General features: G+C 74.7%; 12 protein-coding genes. 7 read left to right on the forward strand and 5 right to left on the reverse strand.

Annotation, left to right across the window (positions count from 1 at the left end; genetic code table 11):
* Positions 1 to 84: 84 nt before the first annotated feature.
* Positions 85 to 1,035, reverse strand: a complete 951-nt coding sequence (locus tag AAFN69_RS28625) for an NAD-dependent epimerase/dehydratase family protein (protein WP_347731747.1) — start codon at positions 1,033 to 1,035, stop codon at positions 85 to 87.
* Between the two features lie 145 nt (positions 1,036 to 1,180).
* Complete coding sequence (locus AAFN69_RS28630) at positions 1,181 to 1,912, reverse strand: DUF4386 family protein (RefSeq protein ID WP_347731748.1); 732 nt, start codon at positions 1,910 to 1,912, stop codon at positions 1,181 to 1,183.
* A 107-nt stretch (positions 1,913 to 2,019) separates the two neighbouring features.
* Here AAFN69_RS28630 and AAFN69_RS28635 point away from each other — a divergent pair, with 107 nt between their 5' ends.
* The 4 genes from AAFN69_RS28635 to AAFN69_RS28650 all read left to right on the forward strand — a co-directional run bounded on the left by AAFN69_RS28635 (position 2,020) and on the right by AAFN69_RS28650 (position 11,001).
* The gene (locus tag AAFN69_RS28635) at positions 2,020 to 2,757 is read left to right on the forward strand and encodes a TetR/AcrR family transcriptional regulator (protein WP_347731749.1); all 738 of its coding nucleotides are present in this window, start codon (positions 2,020 to 2,022) and stop codon (positions 2,755 to 2,757) included.
* A 62-nt stretch (positions 2,758 to 2,819) separates the two neighbouring features.
* Positions 2,820 to 4,004: an acyl-CoA dehydrogenase family protein gene (locus AAFN69_RS28640; protein WP_347731750.1), complete on the forward strand. Its 1,185-nt coding sequence runs from the start codon at positions 2,820 to 2,822 to the stop codon at positions 4,002 to 4,004.
* A gap of 420 nt (positions 4,005 to 4,424) precedes the next feature.
* Entirely contained in the window at positions 4,425 to 7,550 is a 3,126-nt protein-coding gene (locus AAFN69_RS28645; RefSeq protein ID WP_347731751.1) for an AMP-binding protein, read from the forward strand.
* 337 nt (positions 7,551 to 7,887) lie between these two features.
* Positions 7,888 to 11,001: an amino acid adenylation domain-containing protein gene (locus AAFN69_RS28650; protein ID WP_347731752.1), complete on the forward strand. Its 3,114-nt coding sequence runs from the start codon at positions 7,888 to 7,890 to the stop codon at positions 10,999 to 11,001.
* Between the two features lie 68 nt (positions 11,002 to 11,069).
* Here the strand turns inward: AAFN69_RS28650 and AAFN69_RS28655 are convergent, their stop codons facing one another.
* Together AAFN69_RS28655 and AAFN69_RS28660 are read right to left on the reverse strand one after the other, a co-directional pair.
* Complete coding sequence (locus AAFN69_RS28655) at positions 11,070 to 12,488, reverse strand: hypothetical protein (protein ID WP_347731753.1); 1,419 nt, start codon at positions 12,486 to 12,488, stop codon at positions 11,070 to 11,072.
* A gap of 398 nt (positions 12,489 to 12,886) precedes the next feature.
* Entirely contained in the window at positions 12,887 to 13,915 is a 1,029-nt protein-coding gene (locus AAFN69_RS28660) for a hypothetical protein (RefSeq protein WP_347731754.1), read from the reverse strand.
* A 99-nt stretch (positions 13,916 to 14,014) separates the two neighbouring features.
* On the opposite strand from AAFN69_RS28660, the gene AAFN69_RS28665 reads away from it, so the two are divergent.
* The 3 genes from AAFN69_RS28665 (at position 14,015) to AAFN69_RS28675 (ending at position 16,870) form a co-directional block, all read left to right on the forward strand.
* Positions 14,015 to 14,704 carry a helix-turn-helix domain-containing protein gene (locus AAFN69_RS28665; RefSeq protein ID WP_347731755.1) on the forward strand — a complete coding sequence of 230 codons (690 nt, stop codon included), beginning with the start codon at positions 14,015 to 14,017 and terminating at the stop codon, positions 14,702 to 14,704.
* A 367-nt stretch (positions 14,705 to 15,071) separates the two neighbouring features.
* Positions 15,072 to 16,352: a cytochrome P450 gene (locus tag AAFN69_RS28670; protein ID WP_347731756.1), complete on the forward strand. Its 1,281-nt coding sequence runs from the start codon at positions 15,072 to 15,074 to the stop codon at positions 16,350 to 16,352.
* A 302-nt stretch (positions 16,353 to 16,654) separates the two neighbouring features.
* Positions 16,655 to 16,870 carry a hypothetical protein gene (locus AAFN69_RS28675; RefSeq protein ID WP_347731757.1) on the forward strand — a complete coding sequence of 72 codons (216 nt, stop codon included), beginning with the start codon at positions 16,655 to 16,657 and terminating at the stop codon, positions 16,868 to 16,870.
* A gap of 347 nt (positions 16,871 to 17,217) precedes the next feature.
* Here AAFN69_RS28675 and AAFN69_RS28680 read toward each other — a convergent pair whose 3' ends face one another.
* Positions 17,218 to 17,505 (reverse strand): hypothetical protein, encoded by a 288-nt coding sequence (locus AAFN69_RS28680; RefSeq protein WP_347731758.1) that lies wholly within the window; start codon positions 17,503 to 17,505, stop codon positions 17,218 to 17,220.
* Between the last annotated feature and the right edge of the window lie 39 nt (positions 17,506 to 17,544).

A 17,544-nucleotide genomic window follows, 5' to 3' on the forward strand; every position in this document is an offset into this window, starting at 1 on the left:
CACCGCCGAGTAGCTCCGCCCCCGGAGCGCGGGCCGGCCCCGACGGCACCCACCGGGCCCTGTGACACGCCGCGCGCGCGGCCGTCAGCCGGCCGTCACCGCGCGGGCACGGTGCCAGGCGACCGTCTCGGCCACGGCCTCATCGGGAGCGGTGGCCTCCACCGGGCCGAAGGTGCGGCGGTACAGCCCGTCGTCGACGGTCCAGGGGCGGCTGAACTGATACCAGATGTCCAGCAGTTCACGGGCGGCCGGATTGGCCAGACCGGCGAGGCGCATCAGCGGTTTCGCGGCTCCGCGCATGCGGGCCCGGCGGCCGGCCGCCGCGGCGACCCGCTCGATGAAGTGGCGCGGGGTGGGGGCCGGGGCCGCGGGGAGGATGAAGGTCCGTCCGTCGGCCTCGTCCCGCTCGCCGAGTGTGACCAGCGCTGTCGCGATGTCGGGCAGATAGTGCAGGGTGTGCGGGACATCGAGCCGTCCGGGCCAGTTCACCGTGGAGCCGCGCAGGACGACGGGCAGCACCGCGGCGCCGATGACACTGTTCGTGCCGCCGGGGCCGTAGTGGTCGCTGGCCTGACCGATGGTCACCTTCAGCCGGCCGCTTCGGTGGGCCTCGAGGAGCCGGTCCGCCATCGCCTTGCGCACGGCACCCTTCCGGCTCACCGGCCGCCGGGGTGTCTGTTCGGACACCGGGCCGTCGGCCGGCTCGTACTGATAGAGATTGTCGGCGAAGACGAGTTTCGCCCCGGCCGCCGCGGCGCCGTCGATGACGGCCTCGGTGAGCGGGGGGAATTCCCGCGGCCAGCGGTGGTAGGGCGGCTGCACACAGTGGTACACGACGGACGCGCCGGCGCAGGCGGCCAAGGCGCCCTCGGGCGTGGCGAGGTCGGCCGCGAGGGTGGCGACACCCACCGGCGGTCCGGCGGCGGGGCCGCGCCGGACGGCGCGGACGCGGTGGCCCCGGCGGGCGAGTTCCCGGACGACGGAGGAGCCGATGCCGCCGCCGGCGCCGAGAACAACGTGCAGGGGAGTGGACATGGTGCCTCATTTCTGGTGGTGCGGGTGAGCTGATCACCCGGGGGGTCGGTGTCACCTCGGGGCTCCGGACAGGCCGGGAGCGACGGCTCGGGCGGTTCCGGCCGGTGCGTCCGGTGCCGGACGCACCGGCCGCGCCGGGCCGGGGTCAGCGGGGCCGGCGGGCGAGGACGGCGGCGGCCGCCAGGAACCACAGGTGCAGGAGCGAGGTGCCGATCGAGGTGGCGGCGCCCGCGTCGGCGCCGGCGATCTCCACCAGCGGCAGCGCGAGACCGGCCGCGACGGGAAAGCCCGCGATCAGGAGCGGGCGATGGGCCGGGCCGGCGCGCAGGGCCGCGACCGAGGTGCACAGGAGCCAGCCCGCGGCGAACAGGGAGACCCCGAGCACTTCGCCGATCCCGCCGCCGAAGTCGTTGAGCAGCTCGTACTGGACCGCGACGGCCTCGCGCACGGACGCGTCGGACGCACCGGCGTGAGCCTCCGCCAGGCCGGGCATGGCGAGCAGCCAGCGGGATATGCCGATCGTGCGGGCGAGGGCCGAGGCGATGGCGAAGCCGATGGCCACCCGGCTGAGCGCGGTGTCCGCACCGCCGGTCAGCGCCCGGGTGGTCCAGACCGCGACGGGCAGGAACAGCACGGAGTAGACGAGATAGACGGCGTATCCGGCGCGGACGGCACCCTCCTGTTCGAGCAGGCGCGGCAGGGCGACGGCGGCCGGATCGTCGAGGCTCGCCGGCCAGCCGATCGCGGATCCGAGCACCAGCGCGGGAACGATGATCAGCAGGCCCTCGACCGCCAGCAGGGCGGCGGCGACACGCCGTGCGCCGAGGGCGCCCGACGGCGCGTGAACGGAATGGTCCGGCGGATGGGTGACGGACATGGCTGCGCACTCCTTGCGTCTGATGTTCGCAAAGCGACTGGTGTTCGCAAAAGTAGAGTACGCAGATCGCGATGTAAACACTGTTCACTCTTTGGTAGGGTGCTCTCATGCCCGCACCCACCCGCCGTGACCGGCTCCGCGCCGAGACCCTGGACGAGATCAAGGCCGTCTCCCTGCGCCAGTTGCGCGAGGTCGGAGCGGCCCAGCTCTCGCTGCGGGCGGTCGCGACCGCCCTGGGCATGAGCCCCGCCGGGCTGTACCGCTACTTCGACAGCCGTGACGCGCTGCTGACGGCGCTGATCACCGACGCCTTCGACCGGCTCGCCGACGCGGTCGAGGAAGCCCGGGACGCCGACCCCGGCGCGGATGTGGCCGACCGGCTCCTCGCCGCCCTGACGGCCTACCGCCGATGGGCCGTCGCGCACCCGCAGGAGTTCGGCCTGGTCTACGGCACCCCCGTCCCCGGCTACACCGCCCCGCCGGACGGCCCCACCAGCGTGGCGACCCGCCGTGTCGGCGGGGCGTTCACCCCGCTGTTCGCCGAGGCATGGCAGCAGGGCAGGCTGCTTCCGTCCGGTGAGGCCGAGGCCGAGCCCGATCCCGCCCTGGCGCGTTACGCCGCCGAACTCCACCCCGGCATGCCGCCCGCCGCCGCGGCCGCCGTCCTCGGAGCCTGGACCCGTACGCACGGGCTCGTCATCCTGGAGGCGTTCGGCCATCTCCGCTGGCTCCGGCACGACACCGCACCCCTGGCCGAGCGCCAGATCCGGCTGCTGCTCACGGAGATCGGACTGCGTCCGGCAGCCGGCGGACCGGCCGGCCGGAGCCGCCCGAGGGGGCATTGACAGCCGGGGGGATCGGCGTCACGGTGAGTGCTCCGCCCTGACGCGAGCCCGGAGGCCACCCCTTGACCCGTTCGCCGGCACCCCACTCAGGCCGCGACCTCGTCGAGCGCTTACGGGAACTCCGGCCCCTCATCCGCTCGCACGCCGCACGCGCGGAGCGCCGGAGCCGGGTGACGAGTGAGGTCGCCGAGGCTCTCACGGGCGCCGGGATTCTCCGCATGAACGTCCCCCGCCGCCACGGGGGTTACCAGACCTCCCTGCGGACCCAGGTCGACGCGCTGAGCGAGGTCTCCGCCGCCTGCGGGTCGGCCGGGTACATGGCGCTGATCCAGGCCGGGGGCGGTTTCATCGCGGCCCTCTTCCCCGACGAGGCCCAGGACGAGATCTTCACCGGGCCCGACACGCGGATCGGGGGCACCCTCGTCCCCGGCTCCAAGGCCGTACCGGCGGACGGCGGTTATGTGGTGAACGGCGAGTCCCCCTTCGCGACCGGCTGCCAGGACGCCGACTGGCATCTGCTGACCGCACTGGACGACACCGGGGACGGCCCGCCGGAGCTGCTGTGGCTGGCGATCCCCATGACCGATCTCCGGATACTGGACGACTGGGACGTCACCGGCCTGGCCGGGAGCGGGAGCAATACCGTCGTCGCCCGGAACGTCCATGTGCCGGCCCATCGCGTCCTGCCGGTCGCGCCGCTGCTGGCGGGGGTGATCCCGTCGCGGCGCAACAGCGCCGACGCCTTCTACCGGATGCCGGTGATGCTGCTGTTCTGCGCCTGGACGGCCGCGAGCGCTCTCGGTCTGGCGCGGGCGGCCCTGACGGAGTTCGGGGAACGCATCCATCAGCGGGGCATCACCTACACCATCCACGAGCGCCAGCACGAGGCCGCGGTGACGCATCTTCAGTTCGCCGAGGCCGAGATGAAGGTCTCCGCCGCCGAACTGCTCACCGCCGATCTGGTGGGGACGATCGAGTCCAAGGCGGCCTCCGGGGCGCCGTACACGGCGGCGGAACGGGCCCGGATCAGGGCACAGTGCGGGTATCTGGCGCGGCTGTGCAAGGAGGCCGGCGACCTGATCGGCTCCGCTTCGGGCGCCTCGGCCCTGCACCGCGAGGTGCCGATCCAGCGGATCGTGCGGGACCTCAACGCGCTGAGCGTGCACTCGTTCGTCAACCCCGCCGCCAACCTGGAGCTGTACGGCCGGGTGCTGTCCGGGCTCGACCCCGGGACGCCCTTCCTCTAGCGAGTCCTTTCCGAGTGGCGCCGTCCGCACGGGCGACGGACCCACTCGGGCGGCACCCGTCCCGGGCCGCCATCGCATTGTTCGGCGGGCCGGGGAGCGCACGGCGGGGACCGGCGGCGCCCGGAGCCGATCCGGGATTCCCAGCCGGGGATTTCTGCGGATTCGGCCAACTCACCCATCTGACCAGGGGTTTCGCCGTCGCGCCCGGATGTCCGCGACGTCCGCCCAACGCACCCGATCCCCACCGATGTCCACGAACTCTCCATCATTGCGACACAAGTACCACACAGGCGCGCTATTGTTCGCTTGCCTGTCGAAGGTCCAGACCATATCCAAGGGCAACATCCGCGCGCCATCCCCGTGATCGTTTCCCTGTGCCATCACACATGTACGGACCAACTTCCCCCGGGAACCCCGCTCTTGGAGGACACCATCAACGCCCAGCCCGCACCGCTGACCGTTCCCGACCTCCTCGACGCCCGGGCCGCCAAACAGCCCGACCGGTGTGCGATCGAGGTGCGCGGCGGCGGCTCGCTCACCTACGGGGACTGGCGCGAGCGGGCTCTCCGGGCCGCCCGGGGCCTGGCGGACGCCGGAATCCGGCCCGGCGAGCTCGTGGCCCTGCGCTTCACCGACCGGGAGTGGGACGCCTACGCGGTGGCGATCCTCGCCGTCCACCACGCCGGGGCGGCGGCGCTGCCGCTCCGCGCCGATCTGACCGAGGCGGAGGCCGTGCGCCTCGCCGGGATCTGCGGTGCCGCCACGGTCCTCCGGGGGGCCGAACTGCCCCCGCTGGGCGCGGCTCTCGGCGGGGCGGACCTGTCGCTGGCCGATGTCGAGGCGGCCGGGAGCGCATCCGCCGGCCGCGGGCTCACCCGCCCCTCTCCCGGTGACCTCGCCCAGGTCGTCGGCACCTCCGGCACCACCGGCGACTCCAAGGGCGTACGCGCCTCCCACGCCAATCTCACGGCGGGCCTCCAGCTCAACCCCCGCCCCCGGCCCTACGCCCACTCGCGCCATGCCCTGCACTCCTTCCCCATCGGCACCAACGCCGGCCAGGTGATGCTCATCAGCGCCCTCACCGGCGCGCCCACCACCGTGGTCGTCCCGCGCTTCGACGCCGAGGAGTACGGCCGGGCCGTCGAGGAGCTCGGCATCGGCACCGTCTTCCTCGTCCCGTCGATGGCGATCGAACTGCTCAACTCCGGTGTGCCCGAACGGTACGACCTCTCCGGCGTCCTGCTGCTCAGCTCCTCGGCCGCCGCCCTGCCCGCGCCGGTCGCCAGGGCCCTCACCGAGGCCCTGCCGAAGGCCACCGTCGTCAACGTCTACACCTCGTCCGAGTCCGCTCCCGCACAGCTCTCCGCCGTGGTCGGCCAGGCACCGCCCGGTGCGGTGGGCCGCCCCACCGACCCCCGGGACCTGCGGATCCTCGCGGCGGACGGCTCCCCCGTACCCTCCGGCGAGACGGGCGAGATCTGGCTGCGCCAGCCCGGGCCGCCGCGCTCGTACGCCGGTGACCCGGCGGCCGGCACCACGGTCTTCCGCGACGGCTGGGTCCGGATGGGCGACCTCGGCCGGCTGGACGAGGACGGCTATCTGCACCTGGTGGACCGCGAGAGCGATGTCATCAAGTCCGGCGCGCTCAAGGTCTCCACCCTCAAAATCGAGGACGCGCTGCACGAGCACCCGGATGTCGCGGACGCGGCGGCGCTGGGCATACCCCACCCGGTGATGGGCTCCGTGCCGGTCGCCGTCGTGGTGCCCGCCGCCGGCGGTCTCGATCTCGACGCGCTCCGGCTCTTCCTCAGCGCCCGCCTCGCCCGCGCCGAACTTCCCGTGCGCGTCCTGCTCGCCGGCGACCTCCCGCGCAATGCCTCCGGCAAGGTGGTCAAGCACCGGCTGCGCCCGCTCTTCACGGCGGACGCGGAACCCGCGAGCGCACGGGACACGGCCGCCGTCCGGCCGCCCGCCACCCCCACCGAACTGCGGCTCGCCGCGATCTGGGAGGAGGTGCTGGGCCACCCGGTACGGGACAGGGCCGACGAGTTCTTCGCCCTCGGCGGCGACTCCTTCCGCGCGGTCCACCTCGCCACCGCCATCACCGACCGGTTCGGCGTCGAGGCGGGCGCCGGTCTCGTCTTCGGGCGCCCGTCGCTGCGTGCCCAGGCCGCGTGGCTGGACGAGGAGGCGGGCCGGGAGCACGCCCCGGAGAGCCGCGTGCCCGGGGCGGGCCCGGCCGCGCCGGAGCTCCCGCCCTATCTGCGCGCCCTGCGGGCCCAGCACCACGAGGTCCCGCTCACCAGCCAGCAGGAGAACTTCCTCGACTGGATGGCCGAGGAGGACGGCCGCGACGTCGGCGCCGTCACCGCCCTCTTCCGCCTCACCGGCCCGCTGCGCCCCCGGGCACTCGGCCCCGCGCTGTCCCTGCTGGTGAAGCGCCACCCCGCCCTGCGGACCCGGTTCGTCCCCGTCCCCGGCGGCGTGCGCGGACTGGTCCGCACCGTGCTCGACGAGGAGGCCGACGCCCGCACCACCCTGGTGGACGCCCCCGGCGCCTCCGACGAGGAGGTGAACGCCCTGCTCATCGCCGAGCGGGACCGGCTCACCGATCTGGCGGCCGACCCGACGACCCGGCTGCTCGTGATCTCCCGGGGCCCCGAGGACCACATCGTCCTGCTCGCCGTGCACCACATGGTCGCCGACGGCTGGTCGATCGGCATCCTGCTGCGCGAACTCGGCCTCGCCTACGACGCCCTGCGCCGGGGGCGCACTCCCCGGCTCAACGACCCCGGCCTGTCCTACCCGGAGCTGGTGAGCTGGGCCAACGACCGGTGGGAGAGCGGCCGGCGCCACTTCGCCACCGCGCTCGCCGGTGCCCCGTCCGCGCTCGACCCCTTCCCCGGGCGGCGCGCCGTCGACCGCGTGCACACGGTGGCGCACCCCTTCACCATCGGCCAGGGCCCCGCCGGGCGGCTGCGGGAGCGGGCGCGCTCGCTCGGTGTCACCCCGTTCATGGCCGTCGCCGCCCTGTGGAGCGGACTGCTCACGGCCCGCGCCGGCCGCCCCGATCTGGTCCTCATGACCCCGGTCCCCGGCCGGACCAGGGCCGAGGCGGAGCAGGCCGTGGGCTGTCTGGTGCAGTCCCTGCTGGTACGGGTGGACTGCTCCGGCCGCCCCGGCTTCGCCGAACTCACCGAGCGGGTCCGCCGGGCCGCCACCGGTGCGCTCGACCACCAGATGTACCCGTACGCGGAGTTCAAACCGCATGTGGTGGCGTTCCCCGCGTGGCTGCGGTACGAGAGCTGGGCCGCTGACGCCCAGGTGCCCGGCCTGCGGTGCGAGCCGTGGGAGCTGCCGCGCGGCACCACCGTGCCCTGGCCGCTGCCCGGCGGGGATCTCGGGGTGCCCGAACTCACGGTGGTCGAGCAGCCGGACGGGTCGCTGAACTGCTGGATCCAGTACAACGCGCTCGCCTTCGAGGAGCCGGCCGTCACCGCGCTCGCCGACGGCTTCCGCACGGCCCTGGCCGAGGCCATCGCCTGACATCCGCCCCGCTCCGGCCGCATCCCCGTGCGGGCCCGGGCCCGCACGGGCCCCTGTTCCGGCCGTCGTCCCGCCGCCCGTGACCCCGCTCCGGCGTCACGCGTCCCGACCGTCACCCCGTCCCGACACCGCCGGCGAGTAGCGTCGCCCGCCGGCCATCGCAGCCCTCCGCCGCACCCCGCCCGCCGTCAGCGCCGACGCCGGGCCCCGTCCCCGTGCCCTCGTCCCGCCCTGCCCGCGCCGGGCAGCACGGCCGGGTGGCCGATCACGCTCACACCCGCTCCCCCGTTCCACTCGCGCCACGCGTCCCGACGCCGAACAGACCGAGGAAGACTCTGTGACCAGCACCCCCGCCAGCGCCGCCCAGCAGGGCATCTGGATCAACGAGCGGATCGCGCCGCTCGGCGCCGTCCACCACATGCCCTTCGCCATCCGCTTCGAAGGCCCCCTGGACTCCGACGCCCTCGCCGCCGCCTGTGCCGATGTGGCCGGCCGCCACCCCGCCCTGGCCCTGACCGTCCGCGAGGAGAACGGCGTCCCGCTGCTCACGCCCGGCCCGGCGCCCGCGCCGGCCGTGCGCGACACCACGCCCGAGCGGCTCGCCGCCGAGCTGGCCGCCGCGAGCGCGGAACCGTTCGATCTCTCGTCGGAACCCCCCGTACGGTTCACTCTGCTGCGCACGGCCCCGGACCGCGCCACCCTGCTGGTCGTCGCGCACCACATCGCCTTCGACGGCACCTCCACCGATGTGTTCCTGACCGACCTGGCGGCCTGCTACGCCCATCGCACCGGAGCCGGACCGGCCCCGGCCCCGGCCGGGACGGCCGCCGGCGCCGCCGATCGCTCCGAGCCGGGCGCCCGCGAGATCGCCGAGGCGGCGGCCCACTGGGCCGGCCGTCCGCTGCCCGAGCCCGGCGTACTCCTGCCCGGCCTCGACGCCGGGCCCGGCGGAGCCGACGGAGCCGGTCCGGGCGCGGCCGTGGACTTCGACATCGACCCCGTGCTCCGGGCCGGCCTCGGCGAGGCCGCCGAGAAGCTCGGCGTCACCCTCTTCGAACTGCTCGTCGCGGCCGTGCACACCCTGCTGCTGCGGTACGGGAACGAGCGCCCCGCCGTCACGGTGGGCCTCGGCACCCGCGACCCCGGCGCCGCCGGCCTGATCGGCATGCACGCCAATGAGCTGCCGGTGGTCACCGCCCCCGAACCGGGCACTCCGTTCAGCGAGTTCGCCCGCACGGTCCGGGCCGAGCTGCGCGGCTGCTACCCGCACCGCCGGGTCCCCCTGTCCCGCGCCGTCCGGAGCCTGCGGCCCGGCCTCTCCCTCGCACCCGTCATCGTCACGTACCGCCGCCGGATCGCCCCCGTCACCTTCCCGGGCGTACGCGCCGAGATCGACTGGACGCTCTTCCCCGGCACCGCGCGCGGGGCCCTGCGGTTCCATGTCCTCGACGGCCCGGACCGGCTCCGCGTCCTGCTGATGCACCGCACGGATCTGCCGTCGCCCGTGCGGGCCGGGGATGTCGGCGCCCATCTGCGCCGGCTGCTCGCCTCGATCGCCGCCGGGCCCGGCACCGCCCTCGCCGAACTGCCGCTGCTGGACGAGACGGAACGCGCCCCGCTGCGCGGACCCGAGCCCGCCCCCGACGCCGCCGGCGCCACCCTGCCCGCGCTGATCGCCCGTTCCTTCGCCGCGCACGCCGCACGGCCCGCCGTCACGGCCGGCGAACGGACCGTGGGATACGCGGAACTGGCCGGCGCCGCCGGCGGCCTGGCCCGGCGGCTCGTCGCGGCCGGGGTCACCCCCGGCACCGTGGTCGCCGTCTGCGCGGAGCGCTCCGCCGAGATGGTGGCCGCCGTGCTCGCCGTCACCCTCGCCGGCGGCGCCTATCTGCCGGTCGACCCGTCCTATCCGGCGGAGCGCGTCGCGCTGGTGCTCGCCGACGCCGGCACTCCGATCGCGCTCGCCCAGCGGAGCACGGCCCATCTGGTCGAGGGGCACGGCACCACCCTGCTGCTCGACGATCTCCTCACCGGGGACACGGACGGCGGGGAGGGCGCGGACGGGGACGCGCCGCTTCCCTCCCCCGCCCCCGGCGACCTCGCCTATCTGATCTACACCTCGGGATCCACCGGACGCCCCAAGGGCGTCGAGGTCCCGCACGGCGCCCTCGCCCATCTGCTGCTGGCCTTCCGCGACACCCTGGCCGCCGGCCCCGACGACGTCTGGCTCGCGGTCACCTCGCTCTCCTTCGACATCTCCGCCCTCGAACTGCTGCTGCCGCTGATCACCGGTGGCCGGGTGGTGATCGCGCGCGAGACGGAGACCCGCGACGGCCGCGCACTCGCCGCCCTGGTGGAGCGGCACGGAGTCACCCACGCGCAGGCCACCCCGTCGGGCTGGCGGCTCATGCTGGACGGCGGATTCACCGCCCCCGCGCTCACCGCCCTCACCGGCGGCGAGGCCCTGCCCATCGCACTCGCCCGCCGGCTGCGGGAGCGGGTGGGCCGGCTGTGGAATGTGTACGGGCCGACCGAGACCACCATCTGGTCCACCGCGGCCGAGATACCGCCCGCGCCCGAGGAGATCACCATCGGCCGGCCCATCGCCGGCACCACCGCCCTGGTGGTCGACCCGGCCGGGCATCCCGTGCCGCACGGGGTCACCGGCGAACTGGCCCTGGGCGGCGCGGGGCTGGCCCGGGGCTACCGGGGGCTGCCCGAGCGCACCGCCGAACGCTTTGTCACCGACCCGGCGGGCGGTGCCCGCCACTACCGCACCGGTGACCTCGCGCGGGTCCGGCCGGACGGCGCGCTGGACTGCCTCGGCCGCCGCGACGACCAGATCAAGCTGCGCGGCCACCGGATCGAACTCGGCGAGATCGAGGCCCGTTTCCAGGAACACCCGGCCGTGGCCGCCGCGGCCGTCGCCGTACGCGGTGACGACGGCGATCCGGCCGGCCGGATGCTCGTCGCGTACCCGGTCTGGCGCCCGGAGGTGCCCGTACCGTCCAGTGCCGAGCTGCGTTCCTTCCTCGGCCGGACCCTGCCGGATGTGATGGTCCCCGGCATCGTCCACCCGCTGCCGGCGCTGCCGCTCACGCCCAACGGCAAGACGGACCGGGCGGCCCTGCCGGAGCCGGCCCGGGGCACGGCGGAGGCCGCGCCGGACGCGTCGCCGGCGGGCGGCGCCCCGGCGGGGGACGACGGATGGGAGGAGCTGGCCGCCGAGATCACGGCGATCTGGTGCGAGGTGCTGGATCTGCCGGCCGTCGGCCTCCACGACGATGTCATCGACCTCGGCGCGCACTCGCTGACCATCACTCAGGTCATGGCCCGCATCCGGAGCCGGCTGGGGGTGGACGTACCCCTGCACGTCTTCTACGAGGAGTCGACCACGGTGGCCACGATCACCGACGCGGTCGTCTTCGAGCTGCTGGCGGAGGAGGACTGACGGACTCCCCGCGCTCCCCCGGGGGCGTGGGCCCCGGCGGGTGCTGCCGCCCGCCGGGGCCGGGGTGGTCAGGAGCAGATGGCCAGGACGAAGGAGACGACGGTGCAGCCCGCGGAGGCGCTGTCATTGGCCGGGTTGGGGTCGGCGGGCGAGGAGGCGGTCCGCGAGGCGGTGACCTTCACCGGGCCGAGGGAGAGCAGTCGCAGGGGCACTCGGAACTTCTTGGTGGCCTCGGCTCCCTTCGCGATGGGTCCGAAGGCGCAGGTGACGGTGGTGGCCGTGGCGGTGCATCCGGGGGACAGGCCGGTCGCGGCGGCACCGGGCGGCAGGGTGGCGGTGACCGTGGCCGCGGTGACGGCGTTCGGACCGAGGTCACGGGCGGTCAGGGTGTAGGTGAGGTAGGGCACCAGAATGCCCAGGCTCGGCCGGGCGGTGACATCGACGTCGATGTCCGCGGCGGGCGCGGCGGCCGGGGCGAAGGCCACGGCGTACGGTCCGCTGCCGGCCGGGACCGTCGCGGTGACGGTGTCGGTGGCCGTGTCGATCACCGACACGGTGCCGCTGCCGCTGTTGGCGACGTAGGCCGCGCCGCCGCCGGGGGTCACCGCGACACCGATCGGGGTGGAGCCGACGGGAACGGTCTCGACGACGGTGTTGGTGGCCGTGTCGATCACGGAGGTGCTGTTGCCGCCGATGTTGGTCACATAGACACGGGATCCGTCCGGGGAGATCGCGGCGCCGAAGGGGGTGTTCCCGACAGGGATGGTGGTGATGACGGTGTGCGTCGCGGTGTCGATCACGGCGGCCGTGCCCGCGCTCTGGAGGCTGACCCAGAGACGGCTGCCGTCCGGGGAGACCGCGATGCCGTTGGGCCGGTGGACAGCGACGGTCGCGGTGACGGTGTCGGTGGCGGTGTCGATCACCGACACGGTGCCGCCGTTGCCGCTGCTGACATAGACGCGGTCCCCGCTCGGGGACGCCGCGACACTGTTCGGCTGTGCGCCGACGGGGACGGTCGCGGTGACCGTGTTGGCCGCCGTGTCGATCACCGACACCGAGTCGGAGAGGTTGTTGGCGACATAGACCGCGCCGCCGGGGGCCGCCGCCACTCCGAACGGGCCGCTGCCCACGGGCACGGTCGCGGTGACCGCGCTCGTGGCGGTGTCGATCACCGACACCGAACCGGCGGCGCGGTTGGTGACATACGCCCGGCCGCCGTCGGAGGTCACCGCCACCCCGGACGGGCCGTCGCCGACGGGCACGGTCGCGGTGACCGTGCCGGAGGCGGTGTCCACGACCGACACACTGTCCGACTGGCTGTTGGCGATGTACGCGGCCGGGGCCGCGGTGCTCGCCGGGGCCGCCGAGGCCGGGGCGGCCATCGCCGCGAGGCCGGACCAGACCAGCCCGCCGGCGGCCAGCAGCGCGGTCAGCCGCCGGCTCAGTCCGGCACGCGGCACCGGCCGTAAGGTGGAGCTTGAAGACATGATGGTGGTGTTCCCCTTCCCTGGTCCGCGCCGCGACGGCGGGGGCCGGCCGGCCCCTCGGGAAACCGCGGCGGGGCGGCCACACAGCCGCGGACCGGGCCGGGGAGCGGGACGACCGGACCGGCGCCTCGCGGCCCCGACCCCGATCAGCACCCCAGGACGGGTCCGCAACGGTCTGAAACATGCCCGACGGCCGACGCGGCGCAAGGCCCCCGGCGTCGGCGCGCTCAGCATGCACCACCGCGCCGCGCGCCGGGGCGAAATCGCCGAGATCGCCATCCGCCCCGGGGCGCCCCGGGGGATTCCGGCCACCTCACGGCGGTATTCGCAAGGTGTCGGCCGAAATACCCGCACGTCCGCGGGGAGTCCGCGCACCGCGGCGGCCGGCGGCCCCGCGGTCAGCCGCCGCGATAGTGGTCGGCGACGGCGGCGAAGGCGGCCTTGGGCTCCCAGGGCATGCCGGGGTAGGTCTCACCGCGGCGGTCCTCCAGAACCCTGACGATGCCGGGACTGGCGAGGTCGAGATCGTCGCGGGGATCGCCGTCCGGGCGGTGCGGCAGGTTGTGGAGGGCGAAGAGGAAGACGAAGGCGCTGTCGACGCCCTCGCTGTCGAAGATCTCCAGCAGTTCGCGGAGGTACGCCGCCTGGCCTGCCTCGTCGCGCTCGTACACCCCGGACAGCCGGAGCGGAGCGCCGGTGGTCCCGTCGGTCTCCAGGATCTCCATGCTGCGGGGCGCGACCTCGCCCGCGCCGCGCCAGGCCGCGGTCCCGAAGCCGGTGACCGCGACCGGTTTGGGCTGTGCGACGAGGCCGCGCACGGCGTCCCGGAAGTGGTCGGCGACCGCGGCGGACCGGATGAGTTCGAAGGTTCTGAAGTCGAACAGGTCCCAGTCGACGGCTTCGAACTGGATGGCCGCGTAGGTCACCCTGCCGTGGAAGCGCTCGCGGACCGCCCTCACGGCCTCGCGGAGAAAGCTGTTGAGACGGGTGCCGGCCTCGGCGAGCCGCTCGGGCCGCCGGGCCGGGTCCCCCAGCAGCCTGCCGACTCTCTCCTCGGCGCTGCCGCCCTCGATGAACCCATGATTCATGAGGCTCAGTTCGACGCCGGTGACGAACACCACCTCGGCGCCCCGCGCCCGGATCTCCTCGGCCCGCTCCGCGCACTCGGCGAGCAGTACCAGGATCTCCTCGGGCGTCAGTTCCAGCGGATAGGGCGAGAACCAGATCTCCAGTCCGAGCTCGGCGGCGCAGCGGGCGGCGGACTGGAGGCGGTCCGGGTCGCCGCCGGTGATGTGGACGGCGGTGCAGTGGAGATCGTCGCGGATGACGGTCAGCTCCCTTCGCACCAGGCCCGGGTCCCAGCTCTCCCGGGAGCCGGTGCCGTTGCGGAGGAAACCGGTGTCGTAACAGATGCCTCTGGCTCGCATGCCTTCAACCCTTCTGCGGGGGGGGGGATCCGAGAGTAGGAGCAAAACTTGCGTGCACGCAAGTTTGCGTGCGCGCACTTCGGCTGGAAGACTGCGGGGGTGACGACGAGGCGGAGCGGGCTGCGCGAGCAGAAGAAGCAGGCCACCCGAGTGGCGTTGCGCGAGGCGGCGCTGCGGCTGGCCCTCACGCACGGGCCGGACCGGGTGCGGGTCGACGACATCGCCGAGGCGGCGGGGGTCTCGCCGAGGACCTACAACAACTACTTCTCCAGCCGCGAAGAGGCGATCGTCGCCGCCGTCGCCGCCGAACGCGAATCACGGGTTGTCGCGGCGGTGGCGGCCGGACCGGCCCTCGGCCGCCTTGCCGACATCCTGACCGAGGCGATCCTGGAGCAGTACACGGAACCGCGCGACCACGACGGGCTGCTGCTGATCACCACCAGCCCCGCGCTGCGCGACACCTTCCTCGACACCACCGCGGCGATCGAGCGGCCCCTCGCCGCCGAGATCGGCCGGCGGCTGGGCGGCACCGGCACTTCCGCCGCCGCCCGGGTGCTCGCGGCGAGTGTGGCCGCCGCGGTGCGGGTCGCGCTTCAGCAGTGGCTCCAGCCGCCGGCCGCGCCCCTCGCGGCGGGCGGGCTCGTCGTGCCGTCGGGGTCGCTTCCCGGCCTGCTGCGCGGCGCACTCGCCGTACTGGCACCGGCACTTGACGCCGCCGAGGAAGAGGCACGGCGGCCCTCACGGCGGCCGGACCCCCGCGCCGCCGGCGAGGCTCCGGAGCCGGGGTAGGGCCGCACGCGACACGGAGCGGGCGGCTTCCACCGGGTCCCGGTTCACCTCACCGCCGCGCCCGCTCCCCGTCCGCCGGTCACCCGGCCCCGGTGGGGGCCGGTCCCGGGAACACGGCCTCGGCGGACACCGGCCGGGGCGGCGACCTGGTCGTGTGCGGACCGTACGCGGCCGGCAGAGGCCGTGCGAACGCCTTTCCGCGAGCCGTCCCGCGATGACGCGCGGCGTGCGCCGCCCGGCGGCGCGGACCCGATGACACCCGCTTCCCGCGCCGTCGCGGTGGGAAGGAACCACCCGGCGCACCACCCCGTGGCGGGTGAAGTGCGCCATCGGTCGGGGCGGGCGGCCGGGTTCACGGCCGCCCGGCATGTCTGGCGAGAGGGAGGTGCCGCTCATGGGCGGTGAGTCCGGTGAGTTCCACGGCTTCGGCGAGGTGGCCGGAGCCGGGTCGGAGAGGGAATTCGGATTACGCAGGATCGAGCGCGGCGGACCGCCCGCGGAGTGTCCCGTCACACGCGGCGACGACGGGGTGTGGGAGGTGCGCGGGTACGACGAGGCGCGGACCGTGCTGCGCAGTACGTCGACCGTGCAGGCGGGGCTCGGGGTCGAGAGGGTGGAGAAGCTGCCGAAGCGGATCCGGCGGCCGGTGCTCTACCGGGACGGTGCCGAGCATCGCGAACACCGCCGCCAGACGGCGCGGTTCTTCACCCCGCGCCGGGTCGACGAGCACTACCGCGAGGTCATGATCCGCGTCGCCGAGGACCGGATCGACCGGCTCCGGACGGACGGCAGGGCGCGTCTCTCCGACCTCAGCTTCGATCTCGCGATCGAGGTGGCCTGCGCGGTCATCGGTCTCACGGACAGCAGACCCGGCATCAAGAAACGGCTGGAGCGTTTCTTCCCCGAGCGGTTCGGCATGCCGGGGCTGACGAGTCCGTCCGGCATCTACTGGGCGCTGCGGCAGAACGGCAACTGGCTGCGGGTGTACCTCGGCGATGTGCGCCCCGCCGTGCGGGCCCGGCGCCGCGGCCGGCGGGACGATCTCATCTCCCACCTCATCGACGACGGCTGTTCCGACACGGAGATACTCGGCGAGTGCCTCACCTTCGCGGCGGCGGGCATGGTCACCACGCGTGAGTTCATCAGCGCGGCGGCCTGGCATCTGTTCTCCGACGCGGATCTGCTGGCGCACTACCGGGCGGCGGACGAGCCCGGCAGGCTCGCGGTGCTCGGGGAGATCCTGCGGCTCGAACCGGTGGTGGGCCGCCTCAGCCGGCGTACCACCGAACCGCTCGACCTGCCCGGCGGCGACGGCGGACAGGTCACCGTCCCGGCCGGCGACCGGATCGACATCCTGGTCGACCACGTCAACATCGACGAACGGACGGTCGGGGCGGGGCCGAAGTGTCTGCGTCCGGGGCGCGTGATGAAGAACGCCGGGGCGCCGGGGCTGGCCTTCGGCGACGGCCCGCACAAGTGCCCGGGGCTGCCCATCGCGCTCCTGGAGACGGATGTCTTCCTCAGCCGGCTGTTCGCCCTGCCCGGAGTGCGGATGGCGAACCCGCCGACGATCGGCTACATCGAGGGCATCGGCAGTTACGAGCTCCGGAACTGCGTGCTGGAGGTGACCGCCGGGGAGGGCGGCTGAGGGGGTGGCGCCCACCGGGCCCGGAGCCGGCGCGCCGCCGGGTCCGGCCCGGCCGGACGGCTCGCCCGGTGCTGCGGATCGGCCACGAGCAGCCGGTGGCCGGCGTCGAGGGTCCGGCGGTCGAGCAGGCCGCCACGGCGCCGGTGCCACCGGCCGGAGGCCGGATCGTCCGACAGCCGGGCCGGGCCGCTGGGCGGCCTCGTCGCCGCTCCGGGCGAACACCGGGACACCGGCCCGGACGCGCGGACCGAGGCACACCCCGGGCCGGCGCCGGTGGGCGGCGAGGAGTCCGTCGGTGCGTCGTGCGGTACGGGCACGGTCTCGACGCGGGCGCCTCCCGGCGGTGCGACCAGCCGGCCGGCCGGCACCGCCCGTGCGTCGTCGAACGCCGCGGCCTCGGGCGGATGCTCGTCCAGCGGCCGGAACAGCTGGTGTCCTGGTCGAAGGTGAGGACGACGATCCGCCGCCGGACGATGCGGCGCGGTTCCGCGATGCCGGCTTCCAGGTCGTACCGGTGACGCACGGTCAGCAGGGCCGTCACCGCGCCGGCCGAGTCGCCGGCGAGGGGGATCGACTCCGCGGACGCTTCGATCGCCGGTGCGGATCCGGCCGGGCGCCGGGCGATCATCACCGCGCCGGGTTCCACCGCCGGCAGGGCGCGCGGCGGTTCGCGGGAGCCGGGGCCGGCGCCCGCGTTGATCACGGTGCCGGCGTCACCGAGGGCCCGCTGGGTCGCGGCGGCGATGCGGGGGCCGGCCGCCGGGTGTGGGCGCGGGTCGCGGCCCCGGCGCGGGGCGGGGCCGGGACGGGACGGGGCGGGGACGGGACGGGACGGGGCGGGGACGGGACGGGGCGGGGCATCCGGCTACCCGGCGAACATGACGAGGAAGCCGATGAAGGCGGCGAACCCGACGAGGCCGAGGGCCGTTCCGGCGGCCGCGACCCACAGACGTCCGATGCCGCGCCGCCCGTAGTGGATGCCCGCCGCGCCGAGCGTGAGCGCGAGGGCTCCGGCGAGGGCGGCGAACGGGGTGAGGAAGAAGAACAGGGGCACGGACACACCCAGGGTGGCGATGACACCGAAGAAGAGGGCGACCGGGCCCAGCAGAACGGCGGGTGAGTCGGCCGGGTCGGACGCGATCCGCTCGGACATGACCTTCTCCTTATTTTTGAACACGTTCAGATTATGTCG

Origin of the sequence: Streptomyces sp. CAU 1734, assembly GCF_039888735.1 — a bacterium.
Taxonomy (GTDB): Bacteria; Actinomycetota; Actinomycetes; order Streptomycetales; family Streptomycetaceae; genus Streptomyces.